The following is a 21,729-nucleotide window of genomic DNA, read 5'->3' as shown; positions in this document are numbered from 1 at the left end:
TATCACTTACTCAGTTCCGTAATGAATATGATCAGAATACCTGCAGGGGCAAGATAGCGTAACAGCCAATACACTACCGGGAACAGCCGCGGGTGCTTGAGTGCCAGCTCACCGCGAAAAACCTCCCGGTCCAATACCCACCCGGCAAAGATCACGAACAGCAGGCCACCCAGCGGCAGGAAGATCCGACTGGTCAGGTAATCAATGCTTTCAAAGAACGTCTTGCCGCCTTCTGACGTCCACAGAAAGAAATGCCAACCATCGGTATTGGTAACGAAAAACCGCGCATCTGCCAGCAGGTTGAACGAAAACACCGTTCCCAGCCCCACCACCCAACAGAACACCGCCATCAAGGCCGTCACAGCGGGGCGACTTTTACCACTGCGCTCCACCCAGTAGGCTACCGCCGGCTCCAGCATGGAAATTGCCGAACTCCAGGCAGCAATAGCTACCAGCACAAAAAACACCACGCCAAACAACACGCCCATACTGATGGTGCCGAAGGCAATAGGCAGGGTAACGAACATCAAACCGGGGCCGGCACTCGGCTCCAGACCAGCTGCGAACACCACCGGAAACAACGCCATGCCTGCCGTCAGCGCGACCACTGTATCCAACAGCCCAACGGTGATGATGGTCGAGCCCAGCGATGCCTTGCGCGGCATATAGGCGCCGAACACCATGATCGAGCCCACCCCTACGCTGAGGGTAAAAAACGCATGCCCCATTGCCGCCAGAATACCTTCGGGTACCTTGGCCAGGTCAAAATGGAACAGGAAGCGCACGCCCTCCATGAAGTGCCCCGTGGTCAGGCTGTAACCCAGCAAAACCACCAGCAGCACAAATAACAAGGGCATGAGAATACGCAGGCTGCGCTCCAGCCCGGCCACCACACCGCGCCCGATTATGAACGCAGTCAGCAGCATAAACAGCGTATGCCAGAGCGTCAGCCGCAAAGGATCCGCCGTCAGCGCGTCGAAACGCGCTCCCGCACCGGCGCCATCAATACCGTTAAAATCGCCCCGCGCCATTGCCAGAATGTAATCCAGTGCCCAGCCGGCGACCACGCTATAAAAGGAGAGAATCAGCAACGCCGCAAGCATGCCCATCATCGCCGCCCAAGACCAACGCTCGGACGCGCCGGACTGCCGGGCCAGGCTGCGCAGGGTATTGACCGGACTCTGCCGCCCTCGCCGCCCCAACAGCGTTTCTGCGAGCATCACCGGCAGACCAATCAACGCGATGCAACACAGATACACCAGCACAAAAGCACCGCCGCCATAGGCGCCGGCCATATAGGGGAATTTCCAAATATTGCCCAGCCCCACGGCGGAGCCAGTTGCTGCCAGAATAAAAACCCAGCGACTTGCCCAGATCCCGTGAATCGATACCTTCTCGTTGGTCATACCCGTTCCCGGTCAGCCCTGAAAAATGAACGGCATTGTCCAGATTTTGATCAGTCGCCACAAGCCAGCGTAGCCAACACCCTGCGCTCACAACCGAAATCGGGCACTTTGTCGCGCTCAACAGGTCAGTGATACAGCAAAACGCCACCTGATTTACCGATAAATATAGGTATAATGCGCCGCCTATGAGCAAGCAAAAGAGCAACAAGGCCAACAGCGGCACCATCGCGCTGAACAAGAAGGCCAAACACGACTACTTCATCGAGGACCGCTTCGAGGCTGGCCTGACGCTGACCGGCTGGGAAGTGAAAAGCCTGCGCGAAGGCAAGGTCCAACTGGTCGACAGCTACGTGTTACTGAAAAACAACGAGGCTTTCCTGCTCGGCGCGCATATCAGCCCGCTGACTACCGCCAGCACCCACGTGGTGGCCGACCCCACTCGCACGCGAAAATTGCTGCTGCATGCCCGCGAAATAGACAAGCTGATCACCGGCGTCCAACAAAAGGGCTTCGCCTGTGTTCCGCTCGCGCTTTACTGGAAAGGGCATCTGGTGAAATGCGAGATCGCGCTGGTACGCGGCAAGAAAGATTTCGACAAACGCCAGACGCTGAAAGAGCGCGACTGGGATCGCGAGAAGCAACGCGTAGTGCGCGACAACCAGCGCTGAAAAATAATTGAATTATTTTTTGAACTACTTGAAACCGGCCGCGTCAGAGTAATTAACAGGGCTGGTCCGCTCCACCAGTCCGGTTTATGGTTTAAAGCAAGCAACACCCTATACCCTGCCCGTCAGGGTATTTTTTTGCGTGCGCACAGCACCACCCTTGTCACACTGAACCTTTCGCGTACAATCGCGTCTCAGTAACAGACCTGAAAGATTTGGGGCCGATTTGGATTCGACGACGGTTACAAAACTGGAGGGGCATGCCGAGTTGGTAACAGAACTCGTAAATCCACTGTTGCAAACCTATATAATTGCCAATGACGACAATTATGGTGCTCAACTAGCTGCGTAAGCAGCCTAGAAAGCACTTCTGGTAGCTTCGGCTCCAGCGATCATTAGAGGATGCCTGTAAACTCGAAGTGATTGTCAGATAGAACAGGATCGCCGCCTAGTATGTCGTGGACGACGCGGCTAAACATTACACGACTCGCTCCAAGCACCCTGCCACTCGGGCGGTGAGGAGTTAACTCAGTAGAGCTGGCTAAGCATGTAGACCCAATAGCGGCGGACTGGCGGACGGGGGTTCAAATCCCCCCGGCTCCACCAATTAGTAATGAAACCCTTCTAAACCGGGGGTTTCAGCGGGAAAAGGATTTGGTAGATCGCACAAAGTCCATCTGAGACTTAAAAAAGGCGCTCTACCATGTCCAACTCACGCAAGCAGCAGGACCTGATCACCTCGCCCAGCGGGGTGTATCAGTACTACCTCACCTTACCCAAATACCTCAGCAGCAACCCCCGACTCCCTGTCCAGATTCGCTGGTCACTTGGCCGTGATGCCGCCTTGGCGCGCACGCTTGCCCGACTACTGGATGCCGAGCTTTCGCTTATCCAGAAACCCGGCGCGACGCTCGTCACGCCAGAGCTAGTGCGTGAACGTCTGAAGCAAGCCAACGCCTGGCTCAAACGCACCCTAGAAAATGCTAAAAACCCATGGGGCACACTGCCAACGCCTGCAGAGCTGGCTCAAACCGACTTATCGACTGGCAAGCAACGCCTGGTCGAAGATAGCGCAAAGCGAGCCACGCTATTCAGCCACACGCCGGGCGGCGAGCTCATTCTGTCTATCAAACCCAGCCAAGTTCTCCAGCTGGCCCTCAATCTACAGTTCGACCGCATCGACTGGCCACTCGGCATCACTGATCACGCGCAGGGCCAAGATGCTGCTGTCTACGCACTCACTGCAGTCGCCAAGCTTGAGCAGCACACGCCAAATGCAGACCTAAGACACTCCGCCACCTTCCGCGCTCTCGCCCTGTATGAGTACCTGTGTTACGCGCGACCAGACTGCGGTGCGGCGTTGCCGGAAATTCCGACTGATCTACCTGGCTCCCTTGCGGCCTTTCGCATCCACAGCACACTGACCTCTCTGAGCTGGCCAACGCCGAAGAAATCAGCATTCCTCACCCGCCAGCTTACCTCAGGCCTATATCGTCTTGAGATGACCTCCTGCGCCATGAAAAACCAATACCCAATCCTTGCCACTCGCAGCTTTCAGCTGACGCTGCCTACCACGTCGGCAATCGTGGCGACCTTGCTGAAAGAGCGCCTAGCATCAGCAGTTGAAAGCACCTTGCAACTGAACCTTCGACTAGCGGCAACGGAAACCTCATTAGCGAAGGCGCATCAGCAGCTGGAAGGCCTAGTTGTGTAAAGCCAGTAGGTTGTTCACTGTCGGCAGCCTGCTGATAGGTGGCAGATCACCGATAGCTGAGTGGGGGCGATGCCAGTTGTGCTGATGTAGCCATGCATTTAGATGATCTGCTCTTTGCTCAGAGTCGTCGTAAGATCGAGCGTAAGCCCACTCCCGTAATGCCGTTTGTATCCAGCGCTCGGCCTTGCCGTTGGTTCGTGGCGTATAGGGCTGTGTTCGCCCGTGTTTGAGCCCCAGCCTTCTACAAGCCCGTGCAAAGACGGCTGAGCGATAGCAGCTACCGTTGTCCGTCAGCAAGCGCTGAATACGTATCCCGAGTGACCGGTAGTAGCGAATGGCGCTGGTCAGCGCACGCCATGCACTGGCAGCCGTCTCGTCAGGATGAGTCGTTGCCCACGCGACACGGCTATGGTCGTCAATGGCCATGTGGATGTACTCCCAGCCCGCGCCGCACGACTTCCCTTTGAACTCACCTGTGACACGGTGACCGGGGCGCCGGAAGCGCGCCAGCTTCTTGATATCCAAGTGCAACAGGTCGCCAGGGTTGTCGTGTTCATATCGATTGGTCGGCCGTGCAGGCTCAAGCGCGCTCAGCCGGTTCAGGCCTGCTCGTCGTAAAACTCGGCCGATAGTGGCGACGCTCACGCCTACCTGGGCGCTGATATGCCTATAAACTCGGCGCTCGCGGCGCTGCTCAATGATCTGCTGCTGCTGATCAGATGGCGTTTGATGCGGGCAATAGCGAGGTCAGGAAGAGCGATTGTGCAGCCCATCGTTGCTTTCGTTTTTGTAGCGCGCGAGCCACTTGTAAGCGGTACTCAGGCTGACACCCATCGCTTGTGCAGCTTCGCAGGGGCGCAGACCATCTTCAAGGATACGAGTGATCAAAAGGGCTCGACCATGGACAGTTAATCGGGCATTTTTGTGGTTGTTCATTCGGGGCTCCGGGGGCTTGTTGTTTCGCACCTCCAATCTGCCGGGTATGTCCCGAATGAACAACCTACTGAAAGATCACACCTAGGCCAGTGATGCCTACCGGAGCGGGGGCAGTCCATAGATGTCATCTTCAAGTTTTTCTACTGCTGCGATCAGCCGTTTTGCGTCTGCGGGCCGGATAACGCCCTGCTCCACAGCTAGCGTCGTGGCTTTGCTCCACTTTTCAAGAAAGGACTTACTATTAGGATATAAGGCATACAGCCTAGCGGGGGTGTAGGGCTCCGTGGTGCCGAAAAACATGCAGAATTCCTGGCTTCCGGAATTTCCAGTTCCAGCCAATGCGGCGAGCGGCACCTCGACAAAGGGTGTCCGGATACCCCCACGCGCGTTCCCAAGTTCATCTCTTAGAATACAGGGGTTATAAAGCGCAAAATTCGTTGCCTGCAACTGCCCCACCGAGGATGGAGCACGCCCCGTTTTAATCCATTGGTTCAATGCGTGCAATGCTGCACTCAACACGAAGGTCATTGGTCCAGCGTTGATTGCTTTGTTGCAGCAGATAAAGCCAAACACTGTGGCAGGCGGATTACGCAGCGCATAGAGGACGCTTGCGGCGCCTTCTACGTCTCCCACATCCAGTAACCCGAGACCTCCGCCATATGCGTCAAAGTGCGCTGTTCCAGCAACTTCCCATAGTCTGTAGGTGGCTGTATCGGCCTGCCGGGTCACAGGATTGATATCAGTTTCTGTCTGAAATACCAGCACCGGCACACCTAAGTCGGCGCGCACTTGAGTAGCGCCGGCCACATCACCCAGTATAGCCAGAGGTGCGCCTTTAGCCGGCCTACTCTGCAATAGATAACCATCATAAACAGGTTTAAGCAGATGTATCGCGTTTAGGTAGGTAACCAACCGGTAAGCTGACTGCGACTCCCCCGCTGCAATCACCCTCTCTGGGCAAAGCCCCCCCAGTAGTACATCAGCTTGAGTTCGTACAGCCTGTCCAACCTGAGAAAAAATATCGTAAGAGTAATTGTCGCCAGGGTGCAATAGCTCTCTGTAGCGCTCGCTGTCCATCCTCTGCGTACTTGCTATGCCGGCAGCCTGGACCGAAAGGCTGATCAGCACATAGCCCTCTCGAATTAGCTCGTTATGCGTATAAATCCAAACCGGGCTCGAGTCGCTCCCACTGGTTACGTTCATCCATTCGACGATGACGGTGCCATTGAACTCCGCCTCATCTATGGGGCGATAAACAATGGCACGGGTGGTGTAAGCTGCGCTGCCATTCTTCTCTACAGCCCACTTTCCGTCGACTCCCAAGCTGTTACTTTCCTGGGAGGCGTACGACGCTGCAGACCCAGTGAGAATGAACTCCTTTTCAGTATAGCCAACGCTGCTCATCGAAAATTTTAGCGCCGAACCTAGAGCCACGCTCCCCCGCCCTCCGGACGCAGCTACTATATGTAGTTGCTCTGTAAGTACAGGACCACCGATTCTGTTGTTAGCCACAACACTTTCAACCTCATACCGATACGATTAGAAGCGAACTCAGCGCCCGACGGGATAGATAATGGACTTCTCTTCAGTAAACTCATTGAGCCAATCAGGTCCGAACTCTCGACCAATACCCGAGCGCTTGAAACCGCCAATGGGCGCGTACGGCATAGTGCCCCCTCCCCCATTCAGGTAAACGCTGCCGGCACGAATGCGCTTGGCCATTGTGTACGCAACTGCTGCATCTGCCGTCATCACGCCGCCGTTAAGCCCAAAGCGCGAATCGTTTGCTATAGCGACCGCCTCATCATCCGTATCAAAACCAATGACGACGCCGACCGGGCCAAAGATTTCTTCCTGCGCAATGGTCATGTCATTGGTAACCTCGTCAAACAAGGTAATGTCGACAAAATAGCCTTTGTTGATACCCTCCGGGCGACCGCCGCCGCATACCAGCTTGGCCCCCTGCTCCAGCCCACTGGCGATTAGCGTCTCAACTTTGGCCCGCTGTGACTCTCGAATAAGCGGCCCCATCATCACACTCGAATCAGCCGGATCGCCCACCTTAAATTGACTTGCAACGGTTTGGGCACACTGCACGAACTGCTTGCGGATCGAGTTATGCACCACGAAACGCGTAAGTAGTGCGCAGCCCTGTCCTGCGTTGACTATCAATCCAGCAACAGCACCAAGGGCGGCGGCTTGCACGTCGGCGTCAGCGCGGACAATCAATGCCGACTTGCCCCCTAATTCAAGATGAACCCGCTTTAGCGTAGCGGCTGCTTGGGTCATGATATTGATACCGACCGTCTCCGAGCCGGTAAACGAAACCATGTCTACCTGCGCATCACTGCTCAATAAGCGACCCACCTCAGCATCACCGGTCACCACATTCAGTACGCCTGCGGGCAAACCTATCTCCTCGGCGATCTCGCCAAAAAGCAACGCTGAGTAGGGGGTATAGGGGGACGGCTTTAATATCAGGGTGTTTCCAGCCAGCAGAGCGGGAAATACTTTGGCCAGATTTAGCAGGAAAGGAAAGTTGTATCCTGTTATACCCGAGACCACACCCACCGGTTCGCGTTCTATGCTGCCGCTACCTAGGATCATGGGCCCAGCGGGATTCATCTGATTGGGTACAGCCTCAACAGGAATCTGTCGCGCCTCGGCCAACAGCGAACGGTCAATCGCCTGCAAAACATGCCCTAAAGGCATATCAACCTGCATGGCCTGGGTGACCATTTGCGAGCAGCCTACCTCAGCCACGATAAGTGCCGCGATTTGTTCTCGGCGGGCAACCAGAGACGCGTGCATGCGCCGCATATAATCAGCGCGCTCGGTCACGCCCAGCCAAGGCCAAGGCCCCTTATCAAAAGCTCTCCGTGCAGCTGCGACGGCCAACTCAGCATCGGCAAGCCCGCCGACAGGTGCATGACCTATCACCTCTTCGGTGGCCGGGTTAAGGATAGCTTCGGTCCCTTCAGAAGCCGTTTCCCAGAGCCCATTTATATAGAGCTTGTCCAAGTGCGAAAAAGGAATACTCATGCAGCACGATCTCCTTGCTGGTTGGATGCAGCGATAATCTCCGCTGCTCGCATAGCGATAGCCATCGCCGGCGCGTTAGTATTGCCTGACACCAGCGTGGGCATAACTGAGGTATCCACCACCCGCAAGCCTTCCACACCTCTAACTCTCAGTTCAGGATCAACTACTGAGCGCTCGTCCGACCCCATCCGGCAGGTGCCCGCAACGTGGTAAGCGGTTTGACCAAACCGGCGAAATGCCGCAAGCATTTCTTTATCGGTTTGAACTTGTGGGCCAGGCGTCAACTCTTGGACGAGGTAAGGTGCGAGTGAAGGTTGCGTCGCCAGCTGGCGGATCCACTTCAATAGTGAGATTGCGGCAACCTGATCAACCTCAGCGCTCAGGTAATTTGCCACTATCCTGGGAGGAGTCGACGGGTCTGTCGAAACAATGCTGATCTCGCCTTGGCTTTGAGGGTGCATGAAGTAACCCCCAAGAGTGATGCCCGGCAGCTTATCTATGGAGACTGTTTTGCCGTCACCATCCATAGAAAAAAGACTCACGCCAATTTGCGCGTCTGGCCGCTCTAGCCCAGGGCGAGTTTTGATAAACCCTCCTGCCTCGTGGGCTGCGTGAGTCATAGGGCCTTTTTTTCCAAGAATGTAACTCAGCACAGAACGGGCTAGCCCCAACCCAGAGAAACAATGATTGAAGCTTCCCTTTTTTACTCGGAATTGTGCTGCGATATAAACATGCTCCCGCAAATTCTTACCAACATCAGGAGCGTCTTTGATCAGTGAAATACCCAAAGAAGACAAAAGTGACGCCGGTCCGATACCGGATAACTGAAGCAACTTAGGCGACTCAATTGCGCCAGCGCACAACAACACTTCGCGTGTGCAACGCAACGATTGCAGTCCATCAGCGCCCCTTATCTGCACGCCCACTGCGAGCTTGCCCTTGAAGTCAATACATTGCACGTTTGTTTGAGTTACAACAGCCAAGTTTGACCGCTCACGTATGGGATCAAGGAACGCCCTTGCGGCGCTGAAACGCTGACCTTTCCAGGTGGTTTGCGGCTGATAGCCAAAGCCACCTAGCGCCACGGACTCTACATGATTTGTATCCTCAACGCGGGGCACTCCCATGTTCTCCGCTGCGCTGATAATGGCATCACACAAGTCGTCACCCGGCGGGTGTATGGTCACCTTTAGAGGCCCGCCTACCCCTCGCCACTCTGCCCTACCGAGCTGATGGTCTTCCATGGCAACAAACTGCCGCCCCATCTCTTGCCAGCCCCAGCCACAGCATCCCGCGGCTTCCCACGCATCGTAATCGGCAGGCGCGCCTCGCACGTATACCATTCCGTTAACTGAACTCGAGCCACCAAGAGCCCTCCCCTTTAGCCAAAGCTCCGTAGCCATGCCCTCTCCGCGGTCAGCTTGATAGTCCCAAACGTGCGGATTACCTGGCGTCAGAAGCTTACCTATACCCCGAGGCATCGCTATCAGGGGGCTTGTGTGTTCCGGGCCGCTCTCAATCAGGAGCACCGAGACATTCGGATCAGCAGACAACCGGTTCGCCATTACGCACCCAGCTGAGCCAGCGCCAACGACGATATAGTCAAATTGGTCTTTCACAAAAAACACTCCTGTATTTGAACCGCCAATGCCCCGAGGTTGCTTAAGCTGGATTTTTCCTATCTAAGCGCAGTTCAGCAGTACGAAGCGCCAACCTAAAAAGTGACTCACACGGCGATCAAGGGACGAACATTCATAGCTTTGTACGCAGGGAAAGCAGCCATATACGCTGGAATCGAAAGGGCTGGAGCGGTGGTGTAATGCATTACCTGGGGCAGATGCCGACGGCCCTTTACGCAGGGCTCTGTAGTCGCGGGACAAGTTTTCCCAGCCTTGGATGAATACATTCTCAGCAGTCGCATGGTGCCAACAGGAACGCCAAACGCCTTGTTGAAGTCCACATTTTTGGCAGTCATTGTTAGGATCCGTCTGTAATTTCTGACCTTGCAAAGTTTAGAGTTGCATCGAGCGATTCAACAACAGACAGAATTCTGAAACCGTTCGATTTTGAAGGTAGAATTTTACTAAGAGTTATCCTTGCCCGACCTGCACACCCTGTGTCAGGCTGAATTCTGAAATCCTATGCCCTTACGTAGAGACAAGCAGGAAAGCGCCTTTGACGACCTCACCGGGACACAGCGAAGAACCCCATGCATCCTATGATCGCCATAAGAAGCGAGCAAACCGCACCCGGCAGCGGCTTCTGGATACCCTGTACCTTCTCGCGCTAGAAAAGGACTTCAGAGACATCACGGTTCAGGAAGTATTTGAGAAAGCTGGGGTAGCACGCTCCACCTTCTACGCTCACTTTCGCGACAAAGAGGATATGTTGGTTGCTGGTTATGAAAGTATTGGCACTCCAGCTACCCGGCTTATCAGTGTCGCTGGCGTCGAAAGCGTCATCCTTGATGTAGCAAGATGGCTGTTTACTGCCACCGAGAGGCACGCCACGCTGACGACGGCATTTTTTAATAGCCCGTCCCAAACAGTGATACTTGCCCACCTCGAGAATATTTTGCTTATTCAGGTACGCGAACATTATCGCAGCCAAGGTATCTACCAATTGAACGAGCTAGGTGGTGAGGTAGCGGTGCGTTGCTTTGTGGGCGCATTATCTGGCCTATGGCTATGGTGGGTACGGCATGATTATCCACACCCGGCCACGGAGATGATTCATCACTTCGACGCCCTGATGAACAACGGTACCTGGCTATGATAGAAACGTGCGAGCCATACCCTACAAAGCCGGACCCTTAACATCTTTGATAAAACTAGACTAATATCTTACCCACCGAGTTTTATTATATTTACCAAACACAACATTCACGTCTGACAAAACAACATCCGTAGAACACTACCCCACGAAAAGCCGCCAGCGCCCCCGCTACTACGCTGCGCAAACAGATATTACTTTTTAAGAAAAATAGCTAAAATATTAGACTCAAGCCAGCTTAAACTTATATTTTGCTGAACAACCCACCAATTAAAAGTAGCGAAGACTCATGGAAAATAAAACCTGGCTAATTACAGGCGCAGCACGTGGCCTGGGACTATCTATCGCAAAATCTGCTCTCAGCGCAGGCTACAATGTCGTTGCCACAGCGCGGGATACTGACTCGTTGAAATCAAAACTTGGCACTAAAAATCAGCATCTTTTGATTTTGCCGCTGGATGTAACCAACGGCACTCAAATAGCCGCAACCATCGCTGCAGCATGCGACCATTTTGGCGGCATTGATGTCCTGATAAATAATGCTGGGTATGGGTTACTCGGCGCATTTGAGCAAACACAGAAAACCCAGATTGAGCATCAGTTTTCCACCAATGTCTTCGGCGTCTTCGAGATGTGCAGAGCTGTTCTGCCCGTGATGAGAAAAAAACGGTCAGGCCATATTTTCAACATCTCATCGATCGCTGGTGTAAACGCCATGGCCGGCGCTAGCGTCTATAGCGCATCAAAATTTGCAGTCAGCGGGTTTTCGGAAGCGTTGGCACAAGAGGTAGACGGTTTTGGTATCAAGGTGACCGCTGTTCAGCCCGGCGCCTTCCAAACTGACTTCTTGGACCCAAGCTCGGCGCACTTCGCAGACCAGGGTATAGAAGACTACAGTGCTTTTTCTGAAAAAATTGTCGCTGCCTCCAACGCCAACAATCACCAGCAAAAGGGAGGTCCGGACAAGCTTGCTCAGGCATTACTGACTCTAAGCAAAGATGCGGAGGCGCCGCCGCGCTTTCTTGCCGGGTCGGACGCTATCAACATGGCTAACAGCCGCTTGGCTACATTGGGGGCCGAGCTGCAGAGCTGGGAAAATTTGTCCCGCTCTACTGACAACGGCTAAGTAATACAAATTGGCCGCGCTGTTGAAAACAGCCATACGCATTTAACATCAGTGGCGGCCAATCAACTGCAGAAACTCCTGACGCGTATTCCCTGATTCCCTGAAAGCGCCCAACATTACCGAGCTATACATTGTTGAGTTTTGTTTTTCCACGCCTCTCATCATCATACACATATGTTTAGCCTCTATAACTACGGCTACACCTTCTGCATTGGTAACTGTTTGAATCGCTTCCGCTATCTGGCGCGTCAAATTCTCCTGTATCTGCAGGCGACGTGCAAACATATCCACGATCCTAGCAATCTTTGACAACCCAACCACCTTACCTGTTGGTATATAAGCAACATGCGCTTTACCAATAAACGGCAGCATGTGATGTTCACACAAGGAATAAAGTTCTATATCTTTCACGATGACCATTTCATCGTTATCTGACTCAAAAAGCGCATTATTAACAAGTTCATCCAGAGATTGCTCGTAGCCTCTGCACAAGAACTGCATCGCTTTTGCTGCTCGCTCCGGCGTGTTTTTTAATCCGTCCCGCGTGGGGTTTTCATCCAGCTCTTCAATAATGTTAGCGTAATGACGGGTTAGCTTTTCAATATTCATGGGCTACTCTCTTATGCAAATTTCAGCGTTCCGCCGCCATTCAGGTCTAGACAGGTTCCGGTGATGTAAGGGTTGTTCATCACGTATTTTACTGCTTGATAAACGACCTCCGGTCCTGGCTCAAGACCTAGTGCGGAACGTGCAAGCAACTTCGCCTGCTGCTCTTCACTGTCGCCGTCATTGAACATGATCAGCGCAGGCGCGATGCTGTTGACCTTAATGCTTGGGGCCAGATGCATGGCAAACGAGCGGGTCAGATTTTCCAGTCCTGCCTTGGTCGCCAAGTAGGCAATGTGATCATCCGCTCCGTTGAGCGCATCGTGGTCAGTGATGTGAATGATGTCAGCCACAGTGTCGGCGGAAAAAAGACTCGCACAGGCCATGTTGATCATATATGGAGCCTGCATGTGTACCATGCATAGCCGCTGGAAGGCAGGACCATCGACAAGGTCGTCATCAATCCACGTAGAAGCGTTATGAATGATTGCGCGCAACGAATGCGCCCTTTCTTGTAATACCCGGATGAAGGCATTGATACCCTGCTCTGACGAGAAGTCTGCAAGCATCACCGCAATGCCTTTCAGGGGGTTGACCTTCCACTCAGGCCGGAACCTGCGACAGGTGATTACGACCTGATAACCATCAGCGACCAACCGCTGAGCGCAATGCAAGCCCACTCTCTGCCCTGCGCCGGTGATTAAAACAGTCTCTTTAGATGTTTCTTCTTTATCAAGCATGCCCAAGGTTTACCCTGCCTTCATCGCGGGTCTTCGTAATAACCAACCAGCACGATGTAGTGCCCTACTCTGCGAAACATCGTTATCTTCTGCTCATTCTTCCGGGTAACGGGATTTGGCCACACATAAGACACAGTACCTTGATCAGCTTGCTCTACCGCCTGCAGTATCTGCTTGCCGATAGGGTGCTCATCCGCCGAATGGATTTTCCTAAAATCGCTACGGACCAGACGCAGGTTATAACCATGCGCAACGAAGCGTTCGGTATCTATATCGACAACGAAGGCGTAGAGATCATCTCTCTGGAACTCCGCGTCCAGTCCGTTGATCCGCTCGAAGGTTTCTTCCGGACTGTCCGCGACTGCTGCAGCAACGCGATCAAGAAATAACTTGGCCTCTTCACGGCTAGACCGAGGCAGGTAATAGCCAACCGAAAACACCTTGTCATCCACTCGCTGGAACAGCACTCGTTTGCGCTCTTCACGACCGTCAGCCCAATTCATCCAGCGGTAGTCTGCCGCGTGCATCTCTCCGGTTTCAGGGAGTGACAGGGCTTCTTTCAAAGCCTTGTTAAGATCATCGTTGAGAGCAGCTCCAACATCTCGTCCTATGAGGTTTGCAGAGGGACCTCCGCTGGCCAGCATGACCCCGTCCGTGTTGATCACATAGACATAGAGGTCATCCTGGACAAAGCGTCCCTGACGGCTGAATGCGGCCATGGCTTCGTCGCCGTGCCTTTTGTAGTAGTCGATAGCCTCGTTTAACAGACGCTTTGCACTAGCCTCTTCCTGAGAGTACTGCTCTTCTGGAATACCTTGGGCAAAGGCGTTTGCTATATAGAACAACGCCATGAAAATAAATACATTTCGACATGCAAGCCACATAGCCTGGACCCTCTTGTTATTGTTTTACGAGCACCCTTAAGTTAGAGATTTCTGCTAATAATCTCTTTCATGATTTCGGATGTACCACCATAAATCCGCGCTACCCGAGCATCTACCCAGGCCCGACCGATCTTGTACTCGCTCATGAAGCCATAGCCGCCATGAAGCTGCAGTAGCTCATCAAGCAGCTTGCCTTGAAGCTCAGAGCCCATGAGTTTTGCCATTGCAGCAACATCTGGTGCGAGCTCTCCACTCATTACTTTCTGCAAGCAATCGTCAATAAAAACCCGCAGCATGGTAGCCTGCGCCTTGACCTCTGCCAGCTTGAAACGCGTGTTCTGGAACTCGAATACCGGATTACCGAACACCTTTCGCTCACGCGTGTACTCGATTGTCTCTTCGAGCAGCGTAGATACAGACTGGGCAGCACGAAGGCCTATGATGAGCCGTTCCCACGCAAGCTGATGCGTAAGGTACTTGAAGCCCTTATTTTCCTCACCCAGCCGATTCGACGTAGGCACACGGACTTCGTCAAAAAACAGCTCAGCGGTGTCTTGCCCTTTTAAACCAATCTTGTCTAGGAGCTTGCCCTTGGAAAAGCCCGGACGATCTGTCTCAATGCAGATCAGGGTTAGATCCTTGCCCTTTGGATCCAGCTTGGTCGCAGTTACTACTAGGTCTGCGTTACCACCGTTGGTGATAAAGGTCTTTTGGCCGGATACCACATACTCGTCACCGTCCTGGCGCACGGAAGTGCGCATCGAGCGTAGATCGCTGCCGATGCCTGGCTCACTCATAGCGATAACGCCAATGATCTCACCGGACACCATCTTGGGCAGCCACTTGTGCTTTTGCTCTTCAGTGCCATACGCCACGATATATGGAGCAACGATTTCAGAATGAGTGGTAAAGCCCACAGCGGTTGCATTAACGCGAGCCAGCTCTTCGATCATGACCGCAGAGTGCCCAAAGTCGCCGCCCGCACCGCCGTACTCTTCAGGCACTGTGGAGCACAGTAGCCCCATTTCTCCGGCTTTCAACCAGACTTCCTTGGGTACGATGCCGTTTTTTTCCCATTCATGCAGATTCGGGCTGATCTCCCGCTCAATAAAGCGACGGGCCTGCTCTCTAAACATATTGTGGTCTTCACGGAATACGCTACGCATCGTGACGAGTCCTCCCTCAAGTTGGCGTTTATCGGTCTTTGTATTCGGGCGTACGCTTGTCAACAAAGGCCGCCACGGCCTCCTGATGATCTTCAGTATGGTGAGCCAGCGACTGATAGGCGGCCGACAACTCAAGCAAGGAGTCCAGGCGCATATGCTGGCCTTCACGCAGAAGCCGCTTGCACAGCCGCAAAGCGTGACCCGGGTTCGCGGCGATACGCTCTGCCAAAGCCACCGCTTGCGTCTCAAGCTCTTGCGGATCACACAGTTGCTCTACTAGCCCCCACTCGAGTGCTTTCTCCGCGTCAATCGTGTCACCAGTAAAAGCCATCAGGCTGGCTTTGGGGATGCCAATTATGCGCGGCAGCAGCCAGGCGCCACCGTCACCGGGCACGATTCCCAGCTTGACAAAGCTCTCGGCAAAAACGGCTTTGGTACTAGCGATGCGGATATCACACATGCACGCCAAATCAAGCCCAGCGCCAATCGCAGCTCCGTTAACGGCCGCGATAATAGGGATATCCAGGTCGTAGAGCGCTGTTGGAATACGCTGAATACCATCGCGGTAGGTGTTTCTCAGTTCGTATGGAGAGCCGGCAAAAATGCCGTCGCGCGCTTGCATATCCTTGATGTTTCCGCCGGCGCAAAATGATTTGCCGTTACCGGTAAGTACAATGACCTTAACGCTAGCGTCTGCGCGCATCTGCGCGCACAGGTCAACGAACTCCTGCATTTGCGACGGCTCGGATAACGCGTTGCGCGTATCCGGACGATCCATACGGACGATGACTACGCCGCCGCGACGCTCCAGCTGCAAAAAATTACCCATGGGTGCGGCTCCTTATTATTGTGTAGTGGAAAGATCTTGTAATTCGGGGTTGGTAAGCATTGGCCAGAAGTCTGCTGAACCAGCAGCGCACACATGCTCGCCTAGTGCCTTGCTCCAGAATGTGCTTGAGCCAAACTCGCTACGCCAACTCCAGAGCCGTCGGGTTAACGTGTGCAGAGCGTACTCCTGCGTAAAGCCAATGGCGCCGTGCACTGAGTGGCCGATAGCGGCAGCTTGGCTGGCTGCCTCCGAGGCAGAAACTTTTGCCGCTGCCACACTGAACATAGGCAGGCGTTGATCAGCACCCGCAAAGGCGGCTTCTGCAGCGACGTTGGCCGCTGCAGCCTGCTCTGCCAGGACCGCCAACTGTTGCTGGATTGCCTGAAAGGCTGCGATTGGTTTGCCAAATTGTTTGCGCTCACCTGCATAGCTGGCTGTCATCTCCAATAACGCGTTTATGGCACCAGCTATTTGCGCAGAACGCGCCATGGCTCCTGCCGCCAGCAAGACGTCGTCAGCCAGATGGGTCGGCAATACGGCGGACATTGCGACGGCGGCGGCGCTGAAGCTGAGGTGATCACGAGCCTCACCTGCGATGTTGGTGCCCTGCCTAACCCGTTCAGCCGTGGCGACATCCAGCAGTACCACATGGGTTTGCCCTGCATTGTCGCCGGCTAGTGCCACTACCGAATCCGCAAATCGCCCCCAAGGCACTTGAGCCAGTTCTCCCGAAACGCGGCCTTCGCCAATGGTCAAACTCGTTTCGCTCGCTAAGCTCAGAATATCGCTGCGTGCGCCGAGTCCAGCCTGCTCCAGTAACCAGTTGCCGATGATCATCTCAGCCAATGGCACTGGGGCGGCAAATCGGCCTAGCGCTCGAATGATCACATACAGATCCGCCCAACTCGCGTCTGCACCTCCAGCTACTTCCGGAGCTCCTGCCAAAGGAAATCCGTTATCCTCCAATGCTCGCCACAGGGCAGCCGGCCACTCTCCAGACTCGGCTTCGTGAACCAGGTCGGGCGTGCACAAATCAGACAGCAGTCGCTCAATAGTCGATTCAAAAAGTTCGCGCATTATCGAAGCCCCAGTCCACGTGCAATAATCCCGCGGAGAATCTCTCGAGTTCCCCCGCGCAAAGAGAAAGAAGGTGCCATTTGCGTAAGGTATGCCAGCACTTTCGCGTGTGCTGAACCCCCAACAACCTGCGGCTGCTCATCAACCACACCCTGCAATATCTCGGGCAATTCCTGCTCAAGTACGTTGCCCAGGTCCTTGACACACGAAGCCGCCCACGCAGGGTTTTTGCCCTCACTCAACTGTCGAGTAACCCCCAGCGACATGTTTCTAAGTGTTAAGAGACGAGCTGTAATCTTGCCTATTTCACGTGCTTGCAGCGCATCAGGCTGGCGCCCGATAGCATCGATGGCGGTGTGCATTACCGCGATACTGCTAAGAAATCGCTCAGGGCCACTCCGCTCGAAAGCTAGCTCTGCTGTCACCTGATCCCATCCCCGACCCTCTTCGCCAATCAGGGCACCCTCCTCAAGCTGGGCGTTGTCAAAAAACACCTCATTGAAGTGTTCGCCACCAGCCAAGTCCGCGATCGGTCTGATAGTGATGCCAGGAGTACGCAGATCGACAATGAACTGTGACATCCCGCCATGACGTCCAGAGGTTTCCTTATCGCCGGTACGCACCAAAGCGATCATGTAATGCGAGTGCTGAGCATTGGTGGTCCATACTTTCTGCCCATTCAAAACCCAGCCACCAGCATTACGCACGGCAGTAGTACGGATGGAGGCTAAGTCAGAGCCGGAGTTAGGTTCACTCATGCCAATACAGAAGTAGCTCTCGCCACGGCAAATAGGGGGCAGATACTTTTTACGCTGAGCTTCGGTGCCAAAGCGTAAAATAAGGGGCGCACTTTGCCGGTCTGCAATCCAGTGTGCAGACACCGGAGCCCCGGCAGCCAACAGCTCTTCGATAATGACATAGCGGGAAAAGGGAGATGCTTCTGCGCCACCGTACTGCTTTGGCAGTGCCATTCCCAACCAACCCTTTTCCCCTAACAGACGGCTGAACTCTGCGTCAAAGCCCATCCAAGAGTAGGCACGCTTTTCCTCTGGGTAGTCGTGCAATACGTCTGACAGAAAAGCACGCACTTGCGCACGCAATTGCTCGGCGTCGGCAGGAATAGCGCTGTAGCTAAACTCTGAAATACTCATTTCCGAGGCATCCTGAATAATTCAAAAATCGACAAAAGTCATTTCGTTCAGTGGCACTCAAATGCTCCCTATGTAAGGGAGCACTGTGCATTGCCTGAGCAAATCAGATTGCGGTCTTTGCGTCCGCGGTCTCGAACATGGCGTTGATATCGCCAGAAGTCACGGGCTTACCGTCTTTGCGAGTGACTTCTGCCCCACCAAGACCCAGAGCCGGCTCGGTACTCACATGCGCCGCCTTGGCGCGCAACGCTGCAACGGTGCAATCCTCGCGCTTCATGATAGAAAATGGATCGTAGGAGAACTGACGCATAGCGTTGAGGTGCGTGACCTTGTCGATCTGCTCCTTGGTCAGGTGCTTCAGACCTTCCCAAGTAGTTTCGGGAGAGTGTGGCCAGGTGCAATCTGAGTGCGGGTAATCGCTTTCCCAGGTAACCATGTCTTCGTTCATGAAGTGCAGGTTCTGCAGGCCAAAGTTATCTTCAATGAAGCAGGTGACGAAGTGCTTGAAGAAGATATCGCTCGGCATTTTTCCGCCGAAGTCCGCGTTGGTCCAGGCGTTATGGTGACGATGGGTGAAGTTCGCACGCTCCAACAAGTATGGAACCCAGCCAATGCTACCTTCCGAGAGAGCCATACGCAGATTCGGATACTTCTTCCACATCGGCGCCCAAATCCAGTCCGCAGCCGCATTGGCAATGGAAATCGGCATAGTGGTGATCCAGGCGTCGATAGGGGACAAGTCAGAGGCGTGCTCCGCTTTACCGCCAGAACCAATGTGACAGCAGATCACGACGTTGTTGTCAGAACAGGCTTTCCACAGCGGATCCCAGTAATCATCGTGGATTGAAGGATACCCAAGACGCGCTGGGTTATCAGAGAAAGACAACGCATGTACACCTTGGGCTGACAAGCGCTTTACTTCAGCCACAGCTGCGGGCATGTCCCAAAAAGGCACCAGCATCAGCGGGATGAAACGACCAGGCGCGGCGTTGCACCAGTCGTATAGGTGCCAGTCGTTATAAGCGCGGATAGCAGCCAGAGCGATCTCGCGATTGGAGTGGGCCTGAAAGCGCTGGCCAGCAAAACCAGGAAAGGTCGGGAAGCACAGCGAACCGAGTACGCCATTGGCGTTCATATCATCTACGCGAGCAGCCACATCCCAAGTTCCGCGGCGCATCTGGTCATAGCCCAACGGCTCCATGCCGTACTCTTCTTTGGGCCGGCCTACGACCGAATTAAGCCCCATATAACCAGTAGCTTCATCTTCGAAAATCCATACATCCCGATCGCCGCGCTTTTCAACATGGGGCTCGCGGCCCTTGAACTTCTCCGGCATATGATGCTTGAACGCATCCGGCGGCTCGATCGCGTGGTCGTCAACACTAACGAGAATGAGGTCGTCCAGATTCATTATGTTCCCCTTCGCTTTTCGCGGATTGTGATTGTTTGATGATGATAGATCACACAGGGGTTAATTTAAACATATTTTTTGATTCTGTTCACATGTGAATGTTTTAAATTTCATGAAAAAACACAAATTATTGTTTTTAAATGAATTTTTATACCTAGGTAGCAAACATTAAAAATGTTCAAAAAAAAGCGCGATGCATTTTCATGCAACGCGCTTTTGTACAAGGGGAATCACCCACTAGAGCATATCAATCCCACAAAACATGCAGCTCGTGGGGCCCACGCAACTGTGCTCCAGTGATTTTCGGAGCAGGCTTTGAGGGGTCGAGGCGAAGATTAGGCATAAGATCCAGGATCGCATTCAGGGCGCAATTGATCTCGGTTTTAGCAACAAATTGACCAATGCACATATGCGGGCCGAAACCAAACCCAAACGAGGGACGAGGCTTGCGATCAATATCGAATTTGTCAGCATTGACGAACGCCTCCTCATCCCGGTTAGCCGAACTGACAATGCAAGAAACCATTGCACCCTTGGGTATCTGAACACCTCTTATCTCGGTAGCGTCAGCAGCCTGTCGAACTTTGAACGTAGCCACTGGCTCGTATCGTATAGATTCGTCGATGGCTTTGTTAACCAGACCACGATCAGCGCGAACACGTTCAAGTACGTCCGGATTTTCCAACAACTGAACCATCAAGGTGCCGAAAGTACGCGTAGTTGTTTCACCCGCCGCCGGGAGCAGGGAGCGTACAAAGGTGGTTACCTCATGATCGTCCAAGGACCTACCCTCGTACTCAGCTCGAATCAAACGACTAATGAGATCGTCACCCTCTGCGCCTTCTGCTCTGCGCTGTACCACAACTTCTTTGATAGCATCGTACAGCGCCACCACAGCCTCCATCGCAGCTTTCTTAGCGGCTTCTGCCTTGGCGGGATCCACTTGCGGCCCAGCGAGAATCGCCAAGGCCCATGCGGCATACTGCTTTATCTTCTCGGGCTTGTCTTCCGGGAAACCAATCAATGAGTAAATGACCCGAATGGGGAAATACAGCGCAAAATCCATCAAATCAGCGCTTTTGTTCGGCAGCATCGGCTTGATGAACTCTTCGCGTATTACCCTATCGATACGCTGCTCTTTCCAGCGGTTTACAGTTTCAGGCAGAAAGACCGGCTGTAGCAGGTTGCGCATGCTTTTGTGCAGATCACCATCCATAGCCGTGAGAATAAGACCATCAAAAAAGGCACCGAGCCCCTCAGCAATGAAGCCGCTGGTAAATTGCGCGCTATCACGCATGACTTTCATCACGTCATCGTATTTAAACAACGTGTAACAAGGGCGGTTAGGGTCGACGCCAGCGATGGAGGGCACGCCCAACTGCTCCATGAAGTTGGCTTCCAGCACAGGGGTTTCCGCACGCATCTTCGCGTAGGTTGCATGTAGATCGATGTCAGAGCCCTGGTAGTTACTGGCGACATCGGCAAATACTTTTTCAAGGTCACTCTTGGCCGCTTCGGACATATCGCTTACCTCTTGATTATTGTTTGTGGCGGCGGACTGAAAATGTATTGTGCCCGCTGTCTTCTTTTAAAGATTATGACACCCAAATTAGTTTTTGAACTGTTTTACACATTTTGATCAACAAAATAACCAGCTCAAAGCAATGCCCGAATTGCCTCTTGAATCCGAGTATCGGTGATGTCCATATCCGGCGCGAAGCGACCAACCACCTCCCCCTCTCTACTGATCAAAAATTTCTCGAAGTTCCACAACACTTCAGGCTCCGGGTTCACGGCAATACCATAATCCTGCAGGCGCTGCCTCATGCTTCCCTCACCCACAGTAGATGGCTTGGCGCTGATTAACGCGGTGTACAGTGGGTGCTGGTGGGGCCCGCTAACCGCAATTTTGGAAAACAGTGGGAAAGTAACCTCGTATTCGGTCTTACAGAAATCAGCGATCTGCTGATCAGTACCTGGCTCCTGCTCCCTGAAGTCATTAGCAGGGAACCCCAGCACTACCAAGCCTTCCTCGGCGTGATGCCGATAAAACCTCTCAAGGCTGCTGTACTGGGGAGTCAGTCCGCACTTGGATGCAACGTTAACAATGAGAATGACCTTGCCCGCATAGTCCTTGAGCGACACTTCTTTCCCATCAATCGTAATGAGGGGGATATCTTGCAGCTGTTCGTTCATATGATTAC

Annotated in this window: 18 protein-coding genes, 1 other RNA gene and 1 pseudogene; 5 read left to right on the top strand and 15 right to left on the bottom strand. The window is 53.5% G+C overall.

Annotation, left to right across the window (positions count from 1 at the left end):
• Window positions 1-2: 2 nt before the first annotated feature.
• Window positions 3-1,406, bottom strand: coding sequence for a sodium-dependent transporter (locus BLU26_RS15030; protein WP_092287683.1), 1,404 nt, complete (start codon window positions 1,404-1,406; stop codon window positions 3-5).
• Window positions 1,407-1,591: 185 nt separating this feature from the next.
• Here BLU26_RS15030 and smpB point away from each other — a divergent pair, with 185 nt between their 5' ends.
• From smpB to BLU26_RS15015, 3 genes are all read left to right on the top strand, one after another.
• Window positions 1,592-2,074: an SsrA-binding protein SmpB gene (gene smpB / locus BLU26_RS15025; RefSeq protein WP_092287682.1), complete on the top strand. Its 483-nt coding sequence runs from the start codon at window positions 1,592-1,594 to the stop codon at window positions 2,072-2,074.
• A gap of 214 nt (window positions 2,075-2,288) precedes the next feature.
• Window positions 2,289-2,677, top strand: a transfer-messenger RNA (tmRNA) gene (ssrA, locus tag BLU26_RS15020).
• A gap of 97 nt (window positions 2,678-2,774) precedes the next feature.
• Entirely contained in the window at window positions 2,775-3,785 is a 1,011-nt protein-coding gene (locus BLU26_RS15015; RefSeq protein ID WP_092287681.1) for a hypothetical protein, read from the top strand.
• On the opposite strand, the pseudogene BLU26_RS15010 reads toward BLU26_RS15015, so the two are convergent.
• The 4 genes and pseudogenes from BLU26_RS15010 to BLU26_RS14995 form a co-directional block, all read right to left on the bottom strand.
• A pseudogene (locus BLU26_RS15010) lies at window positions 3,774-4,721 on the bottom strand (IS481 family transposase). The gene BLU26_RS15015 and the pseudogene BLU26_RS15010 overlap by 12 nt on opposite strands.
• Window positions 4,722-4,817: 96 nt before the next feature.
• Entirely contained in the window at window positions 4,818-6,155 is a 1,338-nt protein-coding gene (locus BLU26_RS15005; RefSeq protein ID WP_197674496.1) for an alpha/beta hydrolase domain-containing protein, read from the bottom strand.
• Window positions 6,156-6,272: 117 nt separating this feature from the next.
• Complete coding sequence (locus tag BLU26_RS15000) at window positions 6,273-7,763, bottom strand: aldehyde dehydrogenase family protein (protein WP_092287679.1); 1,491 nt, start codon at window positions 7,761-7,763, stop codon at window positions 6,273-6,275.
• On the bottom strand, window positions 7,760-9,382 hold the full coding sequence (locus BLU26_RS14995) for a GMC family oxidoreductase (RefSeq protein ID WP_092287678.1): 1,623 nt from the start codon (window positions 9,380-9,382) through the stop codon (window positions 7,760-7,762). The genes BLU26_RS15000 and BLU26_RS14995 overlap by 4 nt, the downstream gene beginning before the upstream one ends.
• Window positions 9,383-9,938: 556 nt before the next feature.
• Between BLU26_RS14995 and BLU26_RS14990 the strand changes: the two genes are divergently transcribed.
• On the top strand, window positions 9,939-10,538 hold the full coding sequence (locus BLU26_RS14990; RefSeq protein WP_092287677.1) for a TetR/AcrR family transcriptional regulator: 600 nt from the start codon (window positions 9,939-9,941) through the stop codon (window positions 10,536-10,538).
• A gap of 286 nt (window positions 10,539-10,824) precedes the next feature.
• A complete protein-coding gene (locus tag BLU26_RS14985) occupies window positions 10,825-11,661 on the top strand; it encodes an oxidoreductase (RefSeq protein WP_092287676.1) in 837 nt (278 codons plus the stop codon).
• A 48-nt stretch (window positions 11,662-11,709) separates the two neighbouring features.
• Here the strand turns inward: BLU26_RS14985 and folE are convergent, their stop codons facing one another.
• The 10 genes from folE to BLU26_RS14935 form a co-directional block, all read right to left on the bottom strand.
• Window positions 11,710-12,270, bottom strand: a complete 561-nt coding sequence (gene folE, locus BLU26_RS14980; RefSeq protein ID WP_092287675.1) for a GTP cyclohydrolase I FolE — start codon at window positions 12,268-12,270, stop codon at window positions 11,710-11,712.
• A gap of 11 nt (window positions 12,271-12,281) precedes the next feature.
• The gene (gene folM / locus BLU26_RS14975) at window positions 12,282-13,007 is read right to left on the bottom strand and encodes a dihydromonapterin reductase (protein WP_092287674.1); all 726 of its coding nucleotides are present in this window, start codon (window positions 13,005-13,007) and stop codon (window positions 12,282-12,284) included.
• Between the two features lie 20 nt (window positions 13,008-13,027).
• Window positions 13,028-13,858 (bottom strand): cache domain-containing protein, encoded by an 831-nt coding sequence (locus BLU26_RS14970; RefSeq protein WP_231701961.1) that lies wholly within the window; start codon window positions 13,856-13,858, stop codon window positions 13,028-13,030.
• 74 nt (window positions 13,859-13,932) lie between these two features.
• Complete coding sequence (locus tag BLU26_RS14965) at window positions 13,933-15,057, bottom strand: acyl-CoA dehydrogenase family protein (protein WP_092287672.1); 1,125 nt, start codon at window positions 15,055-15,057, stop codon at window positions 13,933-13,935.
• 28 nt (window positions 15,058-15,085) lie between these two features.
• Window positions 15,086-15,886, bottom strand: a complete 801-nt coding sequence (locus BLU26_RS14960; RefSeq protein ID WP_092287671.1) for a crotonase/enoyl-CoA hydratase family protein — start codon at window positions 15,884-15,886, stop codon at window positions 15,086-15,088.
• Window positions 15,887-15,901: 15 nt separating this feature from the next.
• Complete coding sequence (locus BLU26_RS14955; protein WP_092287670.1) at window positions 15,902-16,963, bottom strand: acyl-CoA dehydrogenase family protein; 1,062 nt, start codon at window positions 16,961-16,963, stop codon at window positions 15,902-15,904.
• Window positions 16,963-18,114: an acyl-CoA dehydrogenase family protein gene (locus BLU26_RS14950; RefSeq protein ID WP_092287669.1), complete on the bottom strand. Its 1,152-nt coding sequence runs from the start codon at window positions 18,112-18,114 to the stop codon at window positions 16,963-16,965. Before BLU26_RS14950 ends, BLU26_RS14955 begins: the two co-directional genes overlap by 1 nt.
• A gap of 103 nt (window positions 18,115-18,217) precedes the next feature.
• On the bottom strand, window positions 18,218-19,525 hold the full coding sequence (locus tag BLU26_RS14945) for an amidohydrolase family protein (protein ID WP_092287668.1): 1,308 nt from the start codon (window positions 19,523-19,525) through the stop codon (window positions 18,218-18,220).
• Between the two features lie 247 nt (window positions 19,526-19,772).
• Complete coding sequence (locus tag BLU26_RS14940) at window positions 19,773-21,047, bottom strand: cytochrome P450 (RefSeq protein WP_092287667.1); 1,275 nt, start codon at window positions 21,045-21,047, stop codon at window positions 19,773-19,775.
• A gap of 134 nt (window positions 21,048-21,181) precedes the next feature.
• Entirely contained in the window at window positions 21,182-21,721 is a 540-nt protein-coding gene (locus BLU26_RS14935; RefSeq protein WP_092287666.1) for a glutathione peroxidase, read from the bottom strand.
• Between the last annotated feature and the right edge of the window lie 8 nt (window positions 21,722-21,729).

The sequence above is a fragment of the Halopseudomonas sabulinigri genome (assembly GCF_900105255.1).
In the GTDB taxonomy this organism is placed as follows: Bacteria; Pseudomonadota; Gammaproteobacteria; order Pseudomonadales; family Pseudomonadaceae; genus Halopseudomonas; species Halopseudomonas sabulinigri.
Note: the sequence above shows the minus strand (reverse complement) of the source record. Positions and strands in the feature narration are given on the sequence as shown.